At 66.5% G+C, this 14,902-nt stretch carries 15 protein-coding genes and 1 tRNA gene; 8 read left to right on the plus strand and 8 right to left on the minus strand.

The features are described from left to right. Positions 1-47: 47 nt before the first annotated feature. From ABZD10_RS01655 to rpmH, 5 genes are all read right to left on the minus strand, one after another. Complete coding sequence (locus ABZD10_RS01655) at positions 48-1,577, minus strand: putative bifunctional diguanylate cyclase/phosphodiesterase (protein WP_372884364.1); 1,530 nt, start codon at positions 1,575-1,577, stop codon at positions 48-50. Positions 1,578-1,642: 65 nt separating this feature from the next. Continuing rightward, positions 1,643-2,512 (minus strand): tRNA 2-thiocytidine(32) synthetase TtcA, encoded by an 870-nt coding sequence (gene ttcA, locus ABZD10_RS01660; protein WP_372884365.1) that lies wholly within the window; start codon positions 2,510-2,512, stop codon positions 1,643-1,645. 176 nt (positions 2,513-2,688) lie between these two features. Further along, positions 2,689-2,931, minus strand: a complete 243-nt coding sequence (gene yidD, locus ABZD10_RS01665; protein WP_372884366.1) for a membrane protein insertion efficiency factor YidD — start codon at positions 2,929-2,931, stop codon at positions 2,689-2,691. Between the two features lie 19 nt (positions 2,932-2,950). Further along, entirely contained in the window at positions 2,951-3,388 is a 438-nt protein-coding gene (rnpA, locus tag ABZD10_RS01670) for a ribonuclease P protein component (RefSeq protein WP_372884367.1), read from the minus strand. A gap of 25 nt (positions 3,389-3,413) precedes the next feature. Further along, positions 3,414-3,548: a 50S ribosomal protein L34 gene (gene rpmH, locus ABZD10_RS01675; protein ID WP_005980833.1), complete on the minus strand. Its 135-nt coding sequence runs from the start codon at positions 3,546-3,548 to the stop codon at positions 3,414-3,416. A gap of 279 nt (positions 3,549-3,827) precedes the next feature. Here rpmH and ABZD10_RS01680 point away from each other — a divergent pair, with 279 nt between their 5' ends. The 6 genes from ABZD10_RS01680 to ABZD10_RS01705 all read left to right on the plus strand — a co-directional run bounded on the left by ABZD10_RS01680 (position 3,828) and on the right by ABZD10_RS01705 (position 10,710). Further along, entirely contained in the window at positions 3,828-4,559 is a 732-nt protein-coding gene (locus tag ABZD10_RS01680) for a TVP38/TMEM64 family protein (protein WP_372884368.1), read from the plus strand. Further along, entirely contained in the window at positions 4,559-5,977 is a 1,419-nt protein-coding gene (locus ABZD10_RS01685; protein ID WP_372884369.1) for an NAD(P)/FAD-dependent oxidoreductase, read from the plus strand. The genes ABZD10_RS01680 and ABZD10_RS01685 overlap by 1 nt, the downstream gene beginning before the upstream one ends. Before the next feature lie 20 nt (positions 5,978-5,997). After that, on the plus strand, positions 5,998-7,386 hold the full coding sequence (locus ABZD10_RS01690) for a sensor histidine kinase (protein ID WP_372884370.1): 1,389 nt from the start codon (positions 5,998-6,000) through the stop codon (positions 7,384-7,386). 59 nt (positions 7,387-7,445) lie between these two features. Continuing rightward, positions 7,446-7,522: transfer RNA gene (locus ABZD10_RS01695), tRNA-Arg, on the plus strand. Between the two features lie 171 nt (positions 7,523-7,693). Then, positions 7,694-9,562 (plus strand): DNA mismatch repair endonuclease MutL, encoded by a 1,869-nt coding sequence (gene mutL / locus ABZD10_RS01700; protein ID WP_372884371.1) that lies wholly within the window; start codon positions 7,694-7,696, stop codon positions 9,560-9,562. Continuing rightward, the gene (locus ABZD10_RS01705) at positions 9,559-10,710 is read left to right on the plus strand and encodes a DNA recombination protein RmuC (RefSeq protein ID WP_372884372.1); all 1,152 of its coding nucleotides are present in this window, start codon (positions 9,559-9,561) and stop codon (positions 10,708-10,710) included. Before mutL ends, ABZD10_RS01705 begins: the two co-directional genes overlap by 4 nt. A gap of 3 nt (positions 10,711-10,713) precedes the next feature. Here ABZD10_RS01705 and ABZD10_RS01710 read toward each other — a convergent pair whose 3' ends face one another. Continuing rightward, positions 10,714-11,640, minus strand: a complete 927-nt coding sequence (locus ABZD10_RS01710) for a LysR family transcriptional regulator (protein WP_372884373.1) — start codon at positions 11,638-11,640, stop codon at positions 10,714-10,716. 116 nt (positions 11,641-11,756) lie between these two features. Between ABZD10_RS01710 and ABZD10_RS01715 the strand changes: the two genes are divergently transcribed. Then, positions 11,757-12,128: a hypothetical protein gene (locus ABZD10_RS01715; protein WP_372884374.1), complete on the plus strand. Its 372-nt coding sequence runs from the start codon at positions 11,757-11,759 to the stop codon at positions 12,126-12,128. A gap of 95 nt (positions 12,129-12,223) precedes the next feature. Continuing rightward, complete coding sequence (locus ABZD10_RS01720; RefSeq protein WP_372884375.1) at positions 12,224-12,550, plus strand: DUF3775 domain-containing protein; 327 nt, start codon at positions 12,224-12,226, stop codon at positions 12,548-12,550. A 69-nt stretch (positions 12,551-12,619) separates the two neighbouring features. Here ABZD10_RS01720 and ABZD10_RS01725 read toward each other — a convergent pair whose 3' ends face one another. Both ABZD10_RS01725 and ABZD10_RS01730 read right to left on the minus strand, forming a co-directional pair. Beyond that, on the minus strand, positions 12,620-13,762 hold the full coding sequence (locus tag ABZD10_RS01725; protein WP_372884376.1) for a saccharopine dehydrogenase family protein: 1,143 nt from the start codon (positions 13,760-13,762) through the stop codon (positions 12,620-12,622). Between the two features lie 12 nt (positions 13,763-13,774). Then, positions 13,775-14,830, minus strand: a complete 1,056-nt coding sequence (locus tag ABZD10_RS01730; protein ID WP_372884377.1) for a saccharopine dehydrogenase — start codon at positions 14,828-14,830, stop codon at positions 13,775-13,777. Between the last annotated feature and the right edge of the window lie 72 nt (positions 14,831-14,902).

Genomic DNA, 14,902 nt, shown 5'->3' on the forward strand with positions numbered 1-14,902 from the left:
GGCCCGCCGGGCGCCGATCCGCCGGATTGCCCGCCGTCACGGCGCCGTCAGCCGGATCGGGACAGGGTTTCACGCTTCGCCGAGCGTTTGGCGCCATGGGCGCGCATCCAGGCAAAGGTGTCCTCGAAGGCCATCGGACGGCCGATGCCGTAGCCCTGGACATGGGTGCAGCCAAGCTGGCGCAGCATCGCCTGTTCGCCGGCGGTCTCGACCCCCTCGGCCAGGGTGTCGAGGCCGAGCTGGCGGGCCATGGTGATGATCGCCGAGACCATGCGCTGTTGATCGAGGTCCTGGTCGACCCGGGTGACATAGGAGCGGTCGATCTTGAGCCGGGCGACGTGAAAGCGCCGGATCGAGGCGATCGAGGAATGGCCGGTGCCGAAATCGTCGAGGTCGATGTGGCAGCCGAGCGCCGCCAGCCCGTTGACGTTGCGCACCACGATGTCGTTCGGGGTGCCGGCGATCACCGATTCCAGCACCTCGACCGCGAAACACCCGGGCTGCACCGAGAACCGGTCCAGCTCCCAGCGGATCTTGTCGACCAGCGCCGGATCATGCAGCTCGTCGCCGGAAAAATTGACCCCGATCAGCGGCACGTTCCAGCCGCCGCGCTGCCATTCCTTGAACGCACCGAGGGCCTGGAACAGCATCCGCCCGGCAAGCCGCTCGAGCTGACCGGCCTTCTGGAGCGCTTCGAGAAAGCCGGCCGGGGGCACGATGCCGCGTTCGGGATGGTGCCAGCGGGCCAGCGCCTCAAAGCCGGTGACGCGGCCCGAGACGGTCGAAACCTGGGGCTGGAACCAGGCGTGGATCTGGCCCTTTTCCAGCGCCTGGCAGGCTTCGTCGTCGCTGCGGCGCCGCGCCGCGGCCCGGCGTCGCAACCGCGCGCGGTAGGCGCGGACCGACGATGGGCCGGCGATGCGCGCGTCCTCCAGGGCCATCTGCGCCGCTTCGGCCAGGGATGGGCCGGTCGCCCGGGACAGCTGCGCGGACAGGCAGTAACCGATGCTCGCGGTGGGGTGGATCGACACGGTCTGCAGCGCCACCGGCTGTTCCAGCCGCGCCTGCAGGCGGCCGGCCAGTTGCAGGCAGGTCTCGGCGTCGAGGCGCGACACCGGGTCGAGGCAGACCGCGAACCGGGCGTCGCCGGCGCGGGCGATGATGTCGGTGCTGCGCAGGGCCGCCGAAAGGCGCCGGGCGCTGGCTTTCAGAACCGCTTCGGCGGCGCTGTCGCCATGGCGGGTGCGCAGGGTCGAGAACCCGTCCAATTCGACTTGGAAAACCGCCGTCGCCAGGCCGCGCCGCCGGTGGCCGCAAAGCCTTTCCTCGGCGGCAGGGGCGAAGGCCGCGGCGACCAGGAACCCGGTCAGCCCGTCGCGCCCCGGGGCCCGCGCCGCCGACCTTTGCCCGGCGGGGCGCAGCAACAGGGGCAGCGGCAAAAGCAGGCTGGTCAGCAACAGCCAGATTTCACCGCCGAGAAGATAGGCTGTCAGGATCACGCAGGGCACGGCCAGTGCCACCAGCCGGCGATCCGGGCGATGTGCAGTGATGGATTTGGCCAGTTCCGAAATATGCAAGACAGCCGGGCTCCGCTGAAAGGGTCGGTCCCGGCCCAGCCTAGGCCCGCCATCTCAGCCGCCGGTTAACGCAGGCGCGGTATTTCGGTGTCAATTTGTTCAAATTTTTCAGAGCCGAGGGCCAACCCGGCGAAATCGAACAGTTTCGGATCCAGCATATGCGAGGGGCGGATGTTCATCAGGGCGCGGAACATCACCTGGCGGCGGCCCGGAGAATTGGCCTCCCATTGGTCGAGAATCCGTTTCACCTGCTGGCGCTGCAACCCGTCCTGCGAGCCGCAGAGGTCACAGGGGATGATCGGATAGTTCATGGCCTTGGCGAATTTCTCGCAATCGGCCTCGCTGACATGGGCCAGCGGGCGATAGACGAAGAGGTCGCCCTCTTCATTGACCAGTTTCGGCGGCATCGTGGCCAGCCGCCCGCCGTGGAACAGGTTCATGAAGAAAGTCTCGAGAATGTCGTCGCGATGGTGTCCCAGCACCACCGCCGAACAGCCCTCTTCGCGGGCGATGCGATAGAGGTTGCCGCGCCGCAGGCGCGAACAGAGCGCGCAATAGGTGCGCCCCTCGGGCACCTTGTCCATGACCACGGAATAGGTGTCCTGGTATTCGATGCGATGCGGCACATCCATGCGCTGCAGGAACTTGGGCAGCACCGTGGCCGGAAAGCCGGGCTGGCCCTGATCGAGGTTGCAGGCCAGGATGTCGACCGGCAGCAGCCCGCGCCATTGCAGCTCGTGCAGCACCGCCAGCAGGGTGTAGCTGTCCTTGCCGCCCGACAGGCACACCAGCCAGCGCGCGCCGCGCTCGATCATGCCGTATTGCTCGATCGCCTCGCGCGTCTGGCGCACGATGCGTTTGCGCAGCTTCTTGAAGCCGGCCGAAGAGGGCGCGCCATGAAACAGCGGGTGGATATCGTCGAGATCATCTAACATGTCGCGGCATGTGCCATATTTTCAAAGATTGGGAAAGCGTGGAATCAGGGGCTTTGCCCCTCTTGGCTGCGCCAATTCACCCCGGATATTTGCAGCAAGAGAAAGTGCAGGCGCCTGCATGGCTTTTTCTCTTGCCCGAAGTATCCCGGGGTCCGGGGCAGCGCCCCGGCCTGGCCTTAGTGCTTGTGGCGGTCCTTGCCGGGGGGCACCGGGTCGTAGCCATCGCCGCCCAGGGGATGGCAGCGGCCGATACGTTTCATGGTCAGCCAGCTGCCGCGCAGCGCGCCATGGGTTTCCAGCGCCTCGAGCGCATAGGCCGAGCAGGTCGGCTGATAGCGGCAGTTGAACCCGACCCAGGGCGAAAAGATCAGCCGGTAGGCGCGCACGGGCAGGGCGACGATATGGGCAAGGGGCGACATGGGGTCGATCTAGGTGCGGCTAGCGCGATTTGCCAGAGGGAAGCGGCGCGTGCAGCTTGCGCAGCGCATAGCGCAGATCGCTTTGCAGCAAATCAAAGGGGCGGGCGGCGGTGGCCTCCTTGCGCCCGATCAGCACGTAGTCCCAGCCCGGCTTGCCATGCTGCGGCAGCCCGAGCCGCGCGATCTCGCGCAGGCGGCGCTTGGCGCGGTTGCGGGCAACCGCGTTGCCGACCTTCTTGGAACAGGTGAAGCCGACGCGAATGACCTGCGCGGGCACGTCTTCTTCGGCCCGCCGTTTGCGGGCCTGCACCATCATGGCGCCGGTGCCCTGCCGTTTGGCGCCGGCGGCAGCGAGGAAATCGCCGCGTTTCTTCAGAACCTCGAGACAAACGGACACCGCCGGGGGCGTATCCCCTTGGGCGGCGATGCCATCCTCGGGGGCCTCCGGCGGTGTCATGTCCGTCAGAACGGGGTCGGTGAGCTTAGGCGCTCAGCGACTTGCGACCGCGGGCGCGGCGCGCGTTCAGGATCTTGCGGCCGGCCTTGGTGGCCATGCGCGCACGGAAGCCGTGGCGGCGTTTGCGAACCAGGTTCGAGGGTTGGTAGGTGCGTTTCATCGCTCCGTCTCCGTCTGTTCAGGGCGCCTCGCGGCGGAATCGCGGGCCCATGTGCTATTCGAAGCCCGGTCTATAGGGGGGTGTTCGAGATAAGTCAAACGCCGCTGAAGGGGTTTTGCAATAAAAACCGCCGAAAGCCGCGTTGAATGTTTCAAAAACCCCGGCGGCGCGGTCCTGTTATCACGGATCGCGGCGGCGGGATCAACCACGCGTGAGCGGGCTGTTGTTTCAAGCCGGGCTGGCTCATGTTGCAGGGGCGACATGACGAACGGGCGGAAGATGAGCGATATGACCGAGACAGGAAGGGCCGGGCGCAGCCGCATGCTGCCGATGGCCGCAATTGCCGCCGTGGCCCTGCTGGGGGCCTTCACCCTTGGCGATGTGCTGAGTTTCGAGGCGCTGCGCGACAATCGCGCCGCCCTGCTGGCCTATCGCGACGCCAATCTCGGCCTCAGCATCGCGGTCTTCATGACGCTTTACGTGATCATCGTGGTGTTTTCCCTGCCCGGCGCGCTGGTGGCCTCGCTGACCGGAGGCTTTTTGTTCGGCACCTGGCTGGGCTCGCTGGTCAATGTCTCGGCGGCCACGATCGGCGCCACGGGGATCTTTCTTGCCGCGCGCTGGGGATTCGGGGCGCGGCTGGCGGCGCGGATGGACATGTCGCAGGGGCCGGTGAAACGCATCAAGGCCGGGATCGACTCCAACCAGTGGTCGATGCTTTTCCTGATCCGGCTGGTGCCGCTGGTGCCGTTTTTCGTCGCCAATCTCATTCCCTCGATGGTCGGGGTGCCGCTGCGCCGCTTCGTGATCTCGACCTTTCTCGGCATCATCCCCGGCGGCGTGGTCTATACCTCGGTCGGGGCCGGGCTGGGCGAAGTCTTCGCCCGTGGCGAAACCCCGAATCTGGGGGTGATCTTCGAGCCGCATATCCTGTTGCCGCTGCTCGGGCTCTGCGGGCTGGCGGCGCTGCCCATTCTCCTCAAGGCCCTGCGCGGCGGGAAAGACATCTGATGAGTGACGTCAAGACGGATCTGCTGGTGATCGGTGCCGGGTCGGGGGGGCTTTCGGTGGCGGCCGGGGCGGCGCAGATGGGCGCCGACGTGGTGCTGCTTGAAGGCCACAGGATGGGCGGCGATTGCCTGAATTACGGCTGCGTGCCCTCCAAGGCGCTCTTGGCCAGCGCCAGGGTGGCCCATGCTCAGGCGCATTCGGCGGGTTTCGGCGTGGCGAATGTGGCGCCAAGGGTCGACTTTGGCGCGGTCAAGGATCATGTCGCCGAGGTCATTGCCGAGATCGAACCCAATGACAGTGTCGAGCGCTTCGAATCGCTGGGCGTGCGGGTGATCCCGGAATATGGCCGCTTCATAGGCCCTGACGAGGTGCAGGCCGGAGCCCATAAGATCTCGGCGCGGCGGATCGTGATCGCCACCGGATCGGCGCCTCTGGTGCCGCCGCTCCCCGGCCTCGACGCGGTACCTTATCTCACCAATGAAACCCTGTTCGCGCTGCGCGACAAGCCGGAGCATCTGCTGATCATCGGTGGCGGGCCGATCGGCATGGAAATGGCGCAGGCGCATCTGCGGCTGGGGTGCCGGGTGACGGTGATCGAGGGCGAAAAGGCGCTGGGGCGGGACGACCCGGAAATGGCGGGCTTTGTTCTCGACGCGCTGCGCGCCGAGGGTGTCGAGATTGCCGAAGAGGCGCTGGCCTCGCAGGTCAGCGAGGATAACGGCGCGATCACGGTTGCGACCAAGGACGGGCGCAGCTTTGCCGGCTCGCATCTCTTGGTCGCCGTGGGGCGCAGGGCCAACACGGCGCGGCTGAACCTCGAGGCGGCGGGGATCGAGACCCACCGCGCCGGGATCACGGTCGATGCCGGCCTCAGGACCAGCAACAGGAAGGTCTATGCCATCGGTGATGTGACCGGCGGCAGGCAGTTTACCCATGTCGCCGGCTATCATGCCGGGGTGATCATCCGCTCGGCCCTGTTCGGCCTGCCCGCCAAGACCCGTGAGGATCACATCCCGCATGCCACCTATACCGACCCGGAGCTGGCCCAGATCGGACTGACCGAGGCCGAGGCCCGCGACCGACACGGCGACCGGCTCGAGGTGGTGCGTTTTGACCTGCATCACAACGACCGGCTGATCGCCGAACGCAAGGCCAAGGGGCTGATCAAGGTGATGGTGGTCAAGGGGCGCCCCGTGGGGGTGTCGATTGCCGGCCACCAGGCGGGCGAACATATCAACTTATGGGCGCTGGTTCTGGCCAACCGGTTGAAAATGTCGCAGGTGGCGGCGATGGTCGCGCCCTATCCGACGGTGGGCGAGATCGGAAAACGCGCCGCCGGGGCCTATTTCTCGCCCAGATTGTTTGATAGCCCTAGGGTGAAGAGGGTGGTCCGGCTGGTGCAGGGCTGGCTGCCCTGAATGCGCAACACGGGAGTGCCATGCTGAGATCGCTTTCAGGTCGATTTCTGATACTGACCGTCATCTTCGTGATGCTGGCCGAAGTGCTGATCTTCGTGCCCTCGGTGGCGCGCTTCCGCGAGGATTACCTGCTGTCGCGGCTGGAGCGGGCGCAGATCGCCTCGTTGGCGCTTTTGGCCGACGACATGATCGACGATGAGCTCGAGGCCGAGCTGCTGCGCAATGCCGAGGTCTATAACGTGGTGCTGCGCCGCGACGAGATGCGCCAGCTGATCCTGTCGTCGCCGATGCCGCAGCCGATCGACGCCACCTATGATCTGCGCAATGCCGGGCCGCTGACCCTGATCGGCGACGCGATGCGGCGGCTGTTCGACCGCGAGGAGCGCATGATCCGGGTGATCGGGGCGCCGGTACGCGAGGCCGGGCTGCTGATCGAGATCACGCTTCAGACCGGCGGGCTGCGCGCCGCGATGATCGACTACGGGCTGACCATTCTCTGGCTGTCGGCGGTGATCTCGGCGATCACGGCCACGCTGCTGTTCTTTGCGGTGCGCGGCCTTCTGGTGCGCCCGATCAAGGGTGTGGTGGCCTATATGCAATCCTATGCCGCGGCCCCCGAGGATGCCCGGCGCATCATCCAGCCCTCGTCCGGGCTCAGGGAGCTGCGCGAGGCCGAGGAAGCACTGCAATCGCTTCAGGTCGAACTGACCGCGGCGCTGAAGCAGAAAGAGCACCTGGCCCAGCTTGGCGGGGCGGTGGCCAAGGTCAGCCACGACCTGCGCAACATCCTGACCTCGGCGCAGCTGTTCACCGACCGAATCGAGATGAGCGAAGACCCCGCCGTCAAGCGCATGGCGCCGAAGCTGGTCAATTCGATCACCCGCGCGGTGAACTTATGCGAAAGCACGCTGGCCTTCGGCAAGGCCGAGGAACCGCCGCCCAAGCTGACCTATGTGGTGCTGGCCGACATCGTCGGCGAGGTGGTCGAGGGCGAGCGGCTCGCGGTCGGCGATCACGACCTCAGCTTTGCCGAGGATATCCCGTCGGGGCTGAAGCTGCGCGCCGACCCGGAACAGCTGTTCCGGGTGGTGTCGAATCTGGTGCGCAATGCCCGTCAGGCGATCACGGCCACCGGGCAGCCGGGCGAGATCGCCGTTGCCGCGCATGAGGATGACGCGGCATGGTTCATCACCGTCAGCGATACCGGCCCCGGCCTGCCGCCCAAGGCCCGCGAACATCTGTTCACCCCGTTCCAGGGCGGGATTCGCAAAGGTGGCTCGGGGCTGGGGCTTGCGATCTCGGCGGAACTGGTGCGCGGCCATGGCGGCCGGCTGACGCTGAGCGGAACCGGCGCCGCCGGAACCACCTTTGAAATCTGCCTTCCCAAGGGTGACTTGGCAGAAACATGAATTTTGCGGATTTTTTCCCTTGCGCTCCCCCGGCGTAGGTTCTAAATCCCCCTCACCGCGCTCTGGTAGCTCAGCTGGATAGAGTACTTGACTACGAATCAAGGGGTCGGGGGTTCGAATCCTCCCCAGAGCGCCATTTTCCTGAACCAGCTGAAACCGCTCATGCCACGCATCCGCGCGCGTTGCCGAGATGCGTTCACCGCATGACGCATCGCCAGCCCAAGGCGGAACACGCCCGTCCGCCGCGATGGCCAGAGGCGTGAATGACAGTGGCAGAATCGCCCCGTGACATGCTAGGTTTTGGGGTATGGCCCAGCAGAGCCCCAATATAAGCGAAAATCAGCCGGTAATCCGCCAGTTGGACGATGCCGCGATCAACCGGATCGCGGCCGGTGAGGTGGTGGAACGCCCCGCTTCGGCGGTCAAGGAACTGGTCGAGAACGCGCTGGATGCCGGGGCGCGGCGAATCGACATCGCCTATGCCGACGGGGGCAAGACGCTGATCCGTATCCGCGACGATGGCTGCGGCATGGCGCCAGACGATCTGCCGCTGGCGCTGTCGCGCCATGCGACGTCAAAGATCGACGGCTCGGACCTTCTCGACATTCATACCTTCGGCTTTCGCGGCGAGGCGCTGCCGTCGCTGGGGGCGGTCGGGCGGTTGCAGATCACCTCGCGGGCCAAGGGGCATCCGGCGGCCGAGATCGCCGTTGCGGGCGGGGTGACGGGGGCGGTGAAACCGGCGGCGCTGACCGGCGGCACCATCGTCGAGCTGCGCGATCTCTTCTATGCCACGCCGGCGCGGCTGAAGTTCATGCGCAGCGACCGCGCCGAGGCGCAGGCGATCACCGACGTGGTGAAGCGCCTCGCCATGGCCGAACCCTTCGTCGGCTTCACCCTGCGCGACGTGAGCGGCGGCGGCGAAGGCCGGGTGAGCTTCCGCGCCGAGCCCGAAAGCGGCGATCTGTTCGGTGCGCTGCATGGGCGTCTGGCGCGGGTGCTGGGGGGCGAGTTCGCCGAGAACGCCCTGCGCATCGACGCCACCCGCGAGGGGCTGCACCTGAAGGGCTATGCCGCCCTGCCGACCTATTCGCGCGGCTCGGCGGTGGCGCAGTATCTCTTCGTCAATGGCCGTCCGGTGAAGGACAAGCTTCTGGTCGGCGCCCTGCGCGGCGCCTATTTCGATTTCCTCAGCCGCGACCGGCACCCGGCGGCGGCGCTGTTCATCGACTGCGATCCGCATCTGGTCGATGTCAACGTGCACCCGGCGAAATCCGAGGTGCGGTTTCGCGATCCGGGGCTGGCGCGCGGGCTGATCGTCAGCGCCCTGCGCCATGCGCTGGCCGAGGCCGGGCACCGGGCGTCGACCACTGTGGCCGGGGCGACGCTGGGCGCATTTCGCCCGGAGCCGACCGGCGCGCCTGGGCGTGTCTATCAGATGGACCGCCCGTCATCGGGCGCGCGGCAGGCGGCCTATGCGGCGCAGGCGCCGGCACCTTCGCCGGGTTTTGCCGAACTGTCGGGGGCCTATAGCGCGCGGGTCGAACCGGTCGTCGAACCTCTGGCCGAGGCCGAAGAGGGGGCGCGGACAGAAGACTTGCCTCTGGGCGCGGCACGGGCGCAGGTGCACGAGAACTACATCATCGCCCAGACCGGCGACGGCATGGTGATCGTCGATCAGCACGCGGCGCACGAGCGGCTGGTCTACGAAAGGCTGAAACGCCAGATGGCCGAAAACGGCGTCGCGGCGCAGGCGCTGCTGATCCCCGAGATCGTGGAATTGTCCGAGGGCGATTGCGCGCGTCTGCTGAGCGTGGCCGAGCCGCTGCAACAGCTGGGCCTGACGCTGGAGCCCTTTGGCGGCGGCGCGGTGGCGGTGCGCGAGACCCCGGCGATTCTGGGCGAGGTCGATGCCCGCGCCATGGTGCTGGACATTCTCGACGAGCTTGACGATCAGGGCGACAGCCAGCTGGTGCAGGCCCGGATCGAGGCGATCCTCAGCCGGGTGGCATGCCATGGCTCGATCCGCTCGGGCCGGCGCATGCGCGCCGACGAGATGAACGCGCTGCTGCGCGAAATGGAGGCGACGCCGCATTCCGGGCAATGCAACCACGGGCGGCCGACCTATGTGGAACTGAAACTGGCAGATATCGAAAGGCTGTTCGGGCGGACATGATTGTAATCGGAGAATATGTGCTGGGCCTGCCCGAGCTGGTCGGGCTGGGGATTGCCGCGGTGGTGATCGTGCTGCTTGTCATGTCGGTGCGCGCCGCCGGCCATTCGGCGCGGCTGGCCGAACCCCTGGCGCAGCAGATGGGGGCGATCTCGGCCCGGGTGCAGATGCTGTCGGACGGGCAGCAGCAACTGGCCGGCGGGCTGACCCATGTCTCCGAGGCGCAGGCCGCGTCCCAGTCCAGCATGTTGCAACTGATGGAAAAGCGCCTGTCGCAGGTCAGCCACAGCATGAACGAGAACCTTCAGGGGGCCTCGCGGCGCACGGCCCATTCGCTGGGCGAATTGCAGGAGCGGCTGAAGACCATCGACAAGGCGCAGGAGAACATCACCAAACTGTCCGGCGACGTGCTGTCGCTGCAGGACATCCTGTCCAACAAGCAGACCCGTGGCGCCTTTGGCGAGATCCAACTCAACGACATCGTGGGCAAGGCGCTGCCGCGCGATTCCTTCACGTTGCAGCACACGCTGTCCAACGGCAAGCGGGCCGACTGCCTGATACATCTGCCGAACCCTCCGGGGCCGATCGTGATCGACAGCAAGTTCCCGCTCGAGGCCTATGAGGCGCTGCGCAACGCCGAGACCCAGGCGCAGTTGAACGAGGCGGCGCGGATGCTGCGCGCCAGCGTCAAGAAACACATCAAGGATATCTCGGAACGCTACATCCTCGAAGGCGAGACCGCCGACGGGGCGCTGATGTTCCTGCCCTCCGAGGCGGTCTATGCCGAGCTGCACGCCAACTTCCCCGAACTGGTGCGCGAAGGCTTTGCGGCGCGGGTCTGGATCGTCTCGCCGACCACCTGCATGGCGACGCTGAACACCATGCGCGCGATTCTGAAAGACGCCCGCATGCGCGAACAGGCCGGCGCGATCCGGCGCGAACTGGGGCTGCTTTATGCCGATGTCGAGCGGCTGGGAACCCGGGTGGAGAATCTCGACCGGCATTTCGGGCAGGCGGCCAAGGACATATCCGAGATCAGGATCAGCGCCGACAAGGCCGGCCGGAGGGCGCGGCGGCTGGACAATTTCGATTTCGAAGAGCTGGCAGAGGACACCGGAAAGGTGGTGCCTTTGGCCAAGACCGAGGGCTGAACCTCAGAAATCCGCCGTGGCGCGCAGCACCTGTGCCCTCAGCCAGCGGTGCGCCGGATTGGAGGTGGACCGCTCGTGCCAGGCCATGTGGAGGTTGCGCGCCGGCACCGGCACCGGCGGCTGGTAGATGTCGAGCGCCATCTGCCCGGTGACATGGTCGGCGAATTGCACCGGCACGAGCGCGATCAGGTCACTCTGGGCCACCACGGCCGCCACCCCGGAAAACACCGGCAGTGAGACCGCCACCCGGCGCCGGCGGCCGACAGCCTCGAGGGCCTCGTCGCCGATGCCCCTGGTCTTGCCCTCGGGTGAACACAGCACATGGCCGATCTCGCAGAAGAGATCCAGCGGCACCACCTGTCCGGGGCGCAGCGCATGGCGGGCCAACGTGGTGTTTCCCCGCCGCGCCAGAACCACGAAGGGCGAGCTGAACATGAAGTGATGCGCGATCCACGTCGGAAAGGGCATTTCGGGCACCAGCAACAGGTCGACGCCGGTCCTTTCCAGCAGGCCGATAAAACTGTCGGCCCCAAGGTCGATCTGGTGGATGTTCATCTGCGGCGCCTCGCGGGAAAAGACCTCGGCCAGACGGGGCACCAAGAGCGAGGCGAAGAAATCCGATCCCGCGATCCTGAAGTCGGCCTCGGAGACGCGGGGATCGAAAGCCGCCGGGCCGGTCAGGGCATCTTCGAGGTTTTCCAGCGCCAGCCGCAGCGGCCTTTCGAGGGATCGCGCGTAGTCGGTCGGCACCAGGCGCTGCCCCTCGCGCACGAACAGGGGGTCGGAGAGCGCGTGCCGCAGACGGCCCAGAGCCGCCGAGACCGCCGACTGCGACAGCCCGATGCGTGCCCCGGCACGGGTCGTGGAATGCTCGGCCAGCAGCGCGTTGAGAACCCGCAGCAGGTTCATGTCGAAACCGGATAAATTCATGCTGTAAATAAATACAATAGAAACAATTTGTTTTGAACATAAATCATTTGCCAGCATTGTTTTTTCGCGTTCGAAGCGGACGCGCGCGAACGGTCGGCAGGACAGAGGAGAATATGATGAACGGTTTGTCGAAGGCGTTTTTCGGATTGGGGATCGGGTTTGCGGTGCTGGGCATGGCCTGGGGGATCGAAATGTCGGTGCGCGGCGATCACATGCTATCGCCGGCGCATGCGCATCTGAACCTTGTCGGATATGTCAGCTTTGCGATCTTCGGGGTCTATTACCACCTGGTTCCGGCCGCTGCGGGCCGGGTTCTGGCGCGGGTGCATTTTGCCCTGTCGGGACTTGGCGTGCTGTTGATGGTGCCCGGGATCGTGATGGCGATCCGCCAGACCGGCGAGACGCTGGCCAAGTTCGGCTCATTGGCGACGATCGCCGGGATGCTGGTTTTCGGCTGGGTGGTTTTGACCTCGCGGGCCCAAAATTAGCCCGCCGGGCCACTGAACAAGTTGCGCAAGATCAAGGACGGGGTGCATAGTGATCGGTGAAATGACTGTGAACAGGACAGTTGGAGGCCGTGAACATGCTTGAGATTTCGCCGTGGAAAGTGGCGCAGGTGGTGCTGATGTCGCGCGAGCTGGACCGTGCCGAAGGGGAGCTGCGGGCCTTTATCGAGCGCCTGAACGAAGACGAACAGGCCAGCCTTGTGGCGGTGATGTGGATCGGGCGCGAAAGCTTCATGGCCGATGAGCTGGCCGAGGCGATCGCCACCGCCAAGGCCGAGGCGACGGCGCCGACGGCCGATTACCTGCTCGGCTCGCCGCATCTGTCCGATCATCTGGAAAACGGCATGGAAGAACTCGGCATGTCGCTGTCCGAAGAGGAAGACGACCTGATGCGGCGCGGCTAGGCACCGCGACCGAACATGGAAAAGGCCGCAGATGATCTGCGGCCTTTGGGTGTTTCAGTGGGTCGGGGATCAGGCCCCGTGGTCGACGACCTCGAGATGCTGGGCCAGGGTGGCGATGTGCTCGAGCCAGGGCCCGACCAGCGCCGGGTCGCTCGGCGCGGCGTGGACGCCGGGTTCGATTTTCCCCTCGAGAACCGCTTCGATCGCCAGCGACACCGGAACCGATACCAGCCGCGCCATGGCGGTGCCGGTCGCGTCGCCCCAGGCGTCCATCACATAGGTCTTGTGCCAGGCCACCTTGCCATCCCGTTCCGCCTTGAGGCCGACGCAGAGCACCACCCGGTCCGGTTCGCCTTGGTCATAGGCATTCTCGGCCCAGAACTGATCCGACATCTGCTTCAGTCGCGCCTCGCCCTCGGCCCCGCTCAGGGTTTCGATCTCGCGGAACACGTCGGCCCAGGCATCGGCCCAGCCATTCAGGCGCAACGTGCCGCGGACGAACTCCTTGACGCTCCAGTCCTCCTCGAAACGGTAGTCCTTCATGAAGGGAATCGAATCGCGATTGGGATAGACCTCGAAGCTCTCCGGCGTCGGCAGCGGCGCCTCGTAGCTTGAAATCGCGTCCCAGGGGCGGGCGACATCGAGCGGCGCGAAATCGCGGATCGAGCGCGAAGGCGAACGCAGCGCCTTCAGCACCCCCAGCGGCGACCAGCTGAACTTGTAGCGGAAGGGGTTGGGGTGTTTCGGAATGCCGCCGCAATAGCTGATGAAGGACAGGGTGTTGGCGGCGTCATAGGCGCCGGAGGCGCGATAGTCGGCGACCAGCGCATGGGCCATCAGGTGGTCGATGCCGGGGTCGAGACCGACCTCGTTGACACAGGCCACGCCGGCGGCGCGCGCCGCGCCGTCCAGCGCCTTCATTTCCGGCGCGATATAGGAGGAGGAGACGAAATGCGCACCCTCGGCGATGCAGCGCTCGGCCAGCGGCACATGCCAGTCGCCGGGCAGCATCGACACCACCACGTCGCCCGGTGCCAGGGCCGCGCCGAGCGCGTCGATGTCAAAGCCGCGGATGTCGTCGGTGAGGTCGCCCACCGCCTCGCGCGCCTTTTCCGGGGTCCGGTTCCACACCGTGACCGGATGACCGGCGCCGATCAGGCGGCGCAGGCCGGGAATGGCCGAGAGGCCGGTGCCACACCAGTGAATGGTCATCTTTCGCATTCCTTACAGATCTTGGACATGTTGGTTGAATTCGGCCTCGGCCCGGGCCCAGACCCCGGCCGAAAGATCGCCGAGGGTCAGCAGGGTGGGCAGCAGCTGCTCGGCGTAGTCCTGCGAGGATTCCACCGGCAGCATCGAGGGCAGGTTGTCGATCGCCATCACGTCGAGCACCGGGGCGTCATGCACGCGCAGCACCGGCGCCTGCCAAGTGGTGGCGCGGTCATAGACCGGCACCGGGTTGTAGTCGCTGTCGGGGTCGCAGGCGACATCGCCGATGGCGGTCAGCCGGCGGGGGGCCGACTTGGCGCTCTCGGGGACGAAGACCGGGGTGCCGGGGCGGGCGAAGATGCAGTTCATGAAGATGTCATGGCCGAGGATTTCCGGGAACGGCCCGCCATGGGCGGTTTCGGCCATGTCCCATTTGGTGACCGCGATGCCGAGGGTCTGCAACAGATCGCCGGCGCCGCTGCCGACCCGGCCGAGGGCGCCGATCACCAGCGCCGAGGGGAAATCGCAGGTCAGCGCGTCGAGGTCGGCGCCGAGATCGTCAAGCAGCGCGTCCTTGTCGGCATAGACACCGACCGGGCCGCAGATCTCGCCGCGCTGCTGGGCGGTCCAGGCCTTCAGCGTCACCGCGGCGCCGGCGTAGCCCGCCCAGTAGCCGAAGGCGGCGACGCGGCGGCCGTTGTCGTCGACCAGATATTCCAGATCATAGAGCCTGCCGCCCCCGGTCCTGAAGCGCTCCAGCAGGGCGCGCCCGGAATGCTGGCCCTTGAAGGCATGGCCGAACATGATGTGGCGATGCGGCAGCGGGCTGCCGTCCTCGGGCAGTTCCTTGAGGCCGAAGATGATGGCGTCGCGCGGTGCCTCGGGCCAGCTGTTTTCCGGGGCGATGTCGCAGCCCGCCGCGCGGTAGCCGGCGATCGGGATGGCGCGGGTGGCGCTGTCTTCGACCGTGACCCGGATGCCCTTGGCGATCAGCGCTCCGGCGCCCTGCGGCGTCAGGCCGACCCGCTCTTCGTTGGCGCGCTGTTCGGCGCGGACCCAGAGATGTGTCATGGTGGCTCCCCTTGCTGACCGGGCAAGGTAAAGCACCGGGCCGAAGGCTTGGCTGGGGGGGGGGGGGGGGGC

Source organism: Shimia sp. (genome assembly GCF_041624275.1).
In the GTDB taxonomy this organism is placed as follows: Bacteria; Pseudomonadota; Alphaproteobacteria; order Rhodobacterales; family Rhodobacteraceae; genus Shimia.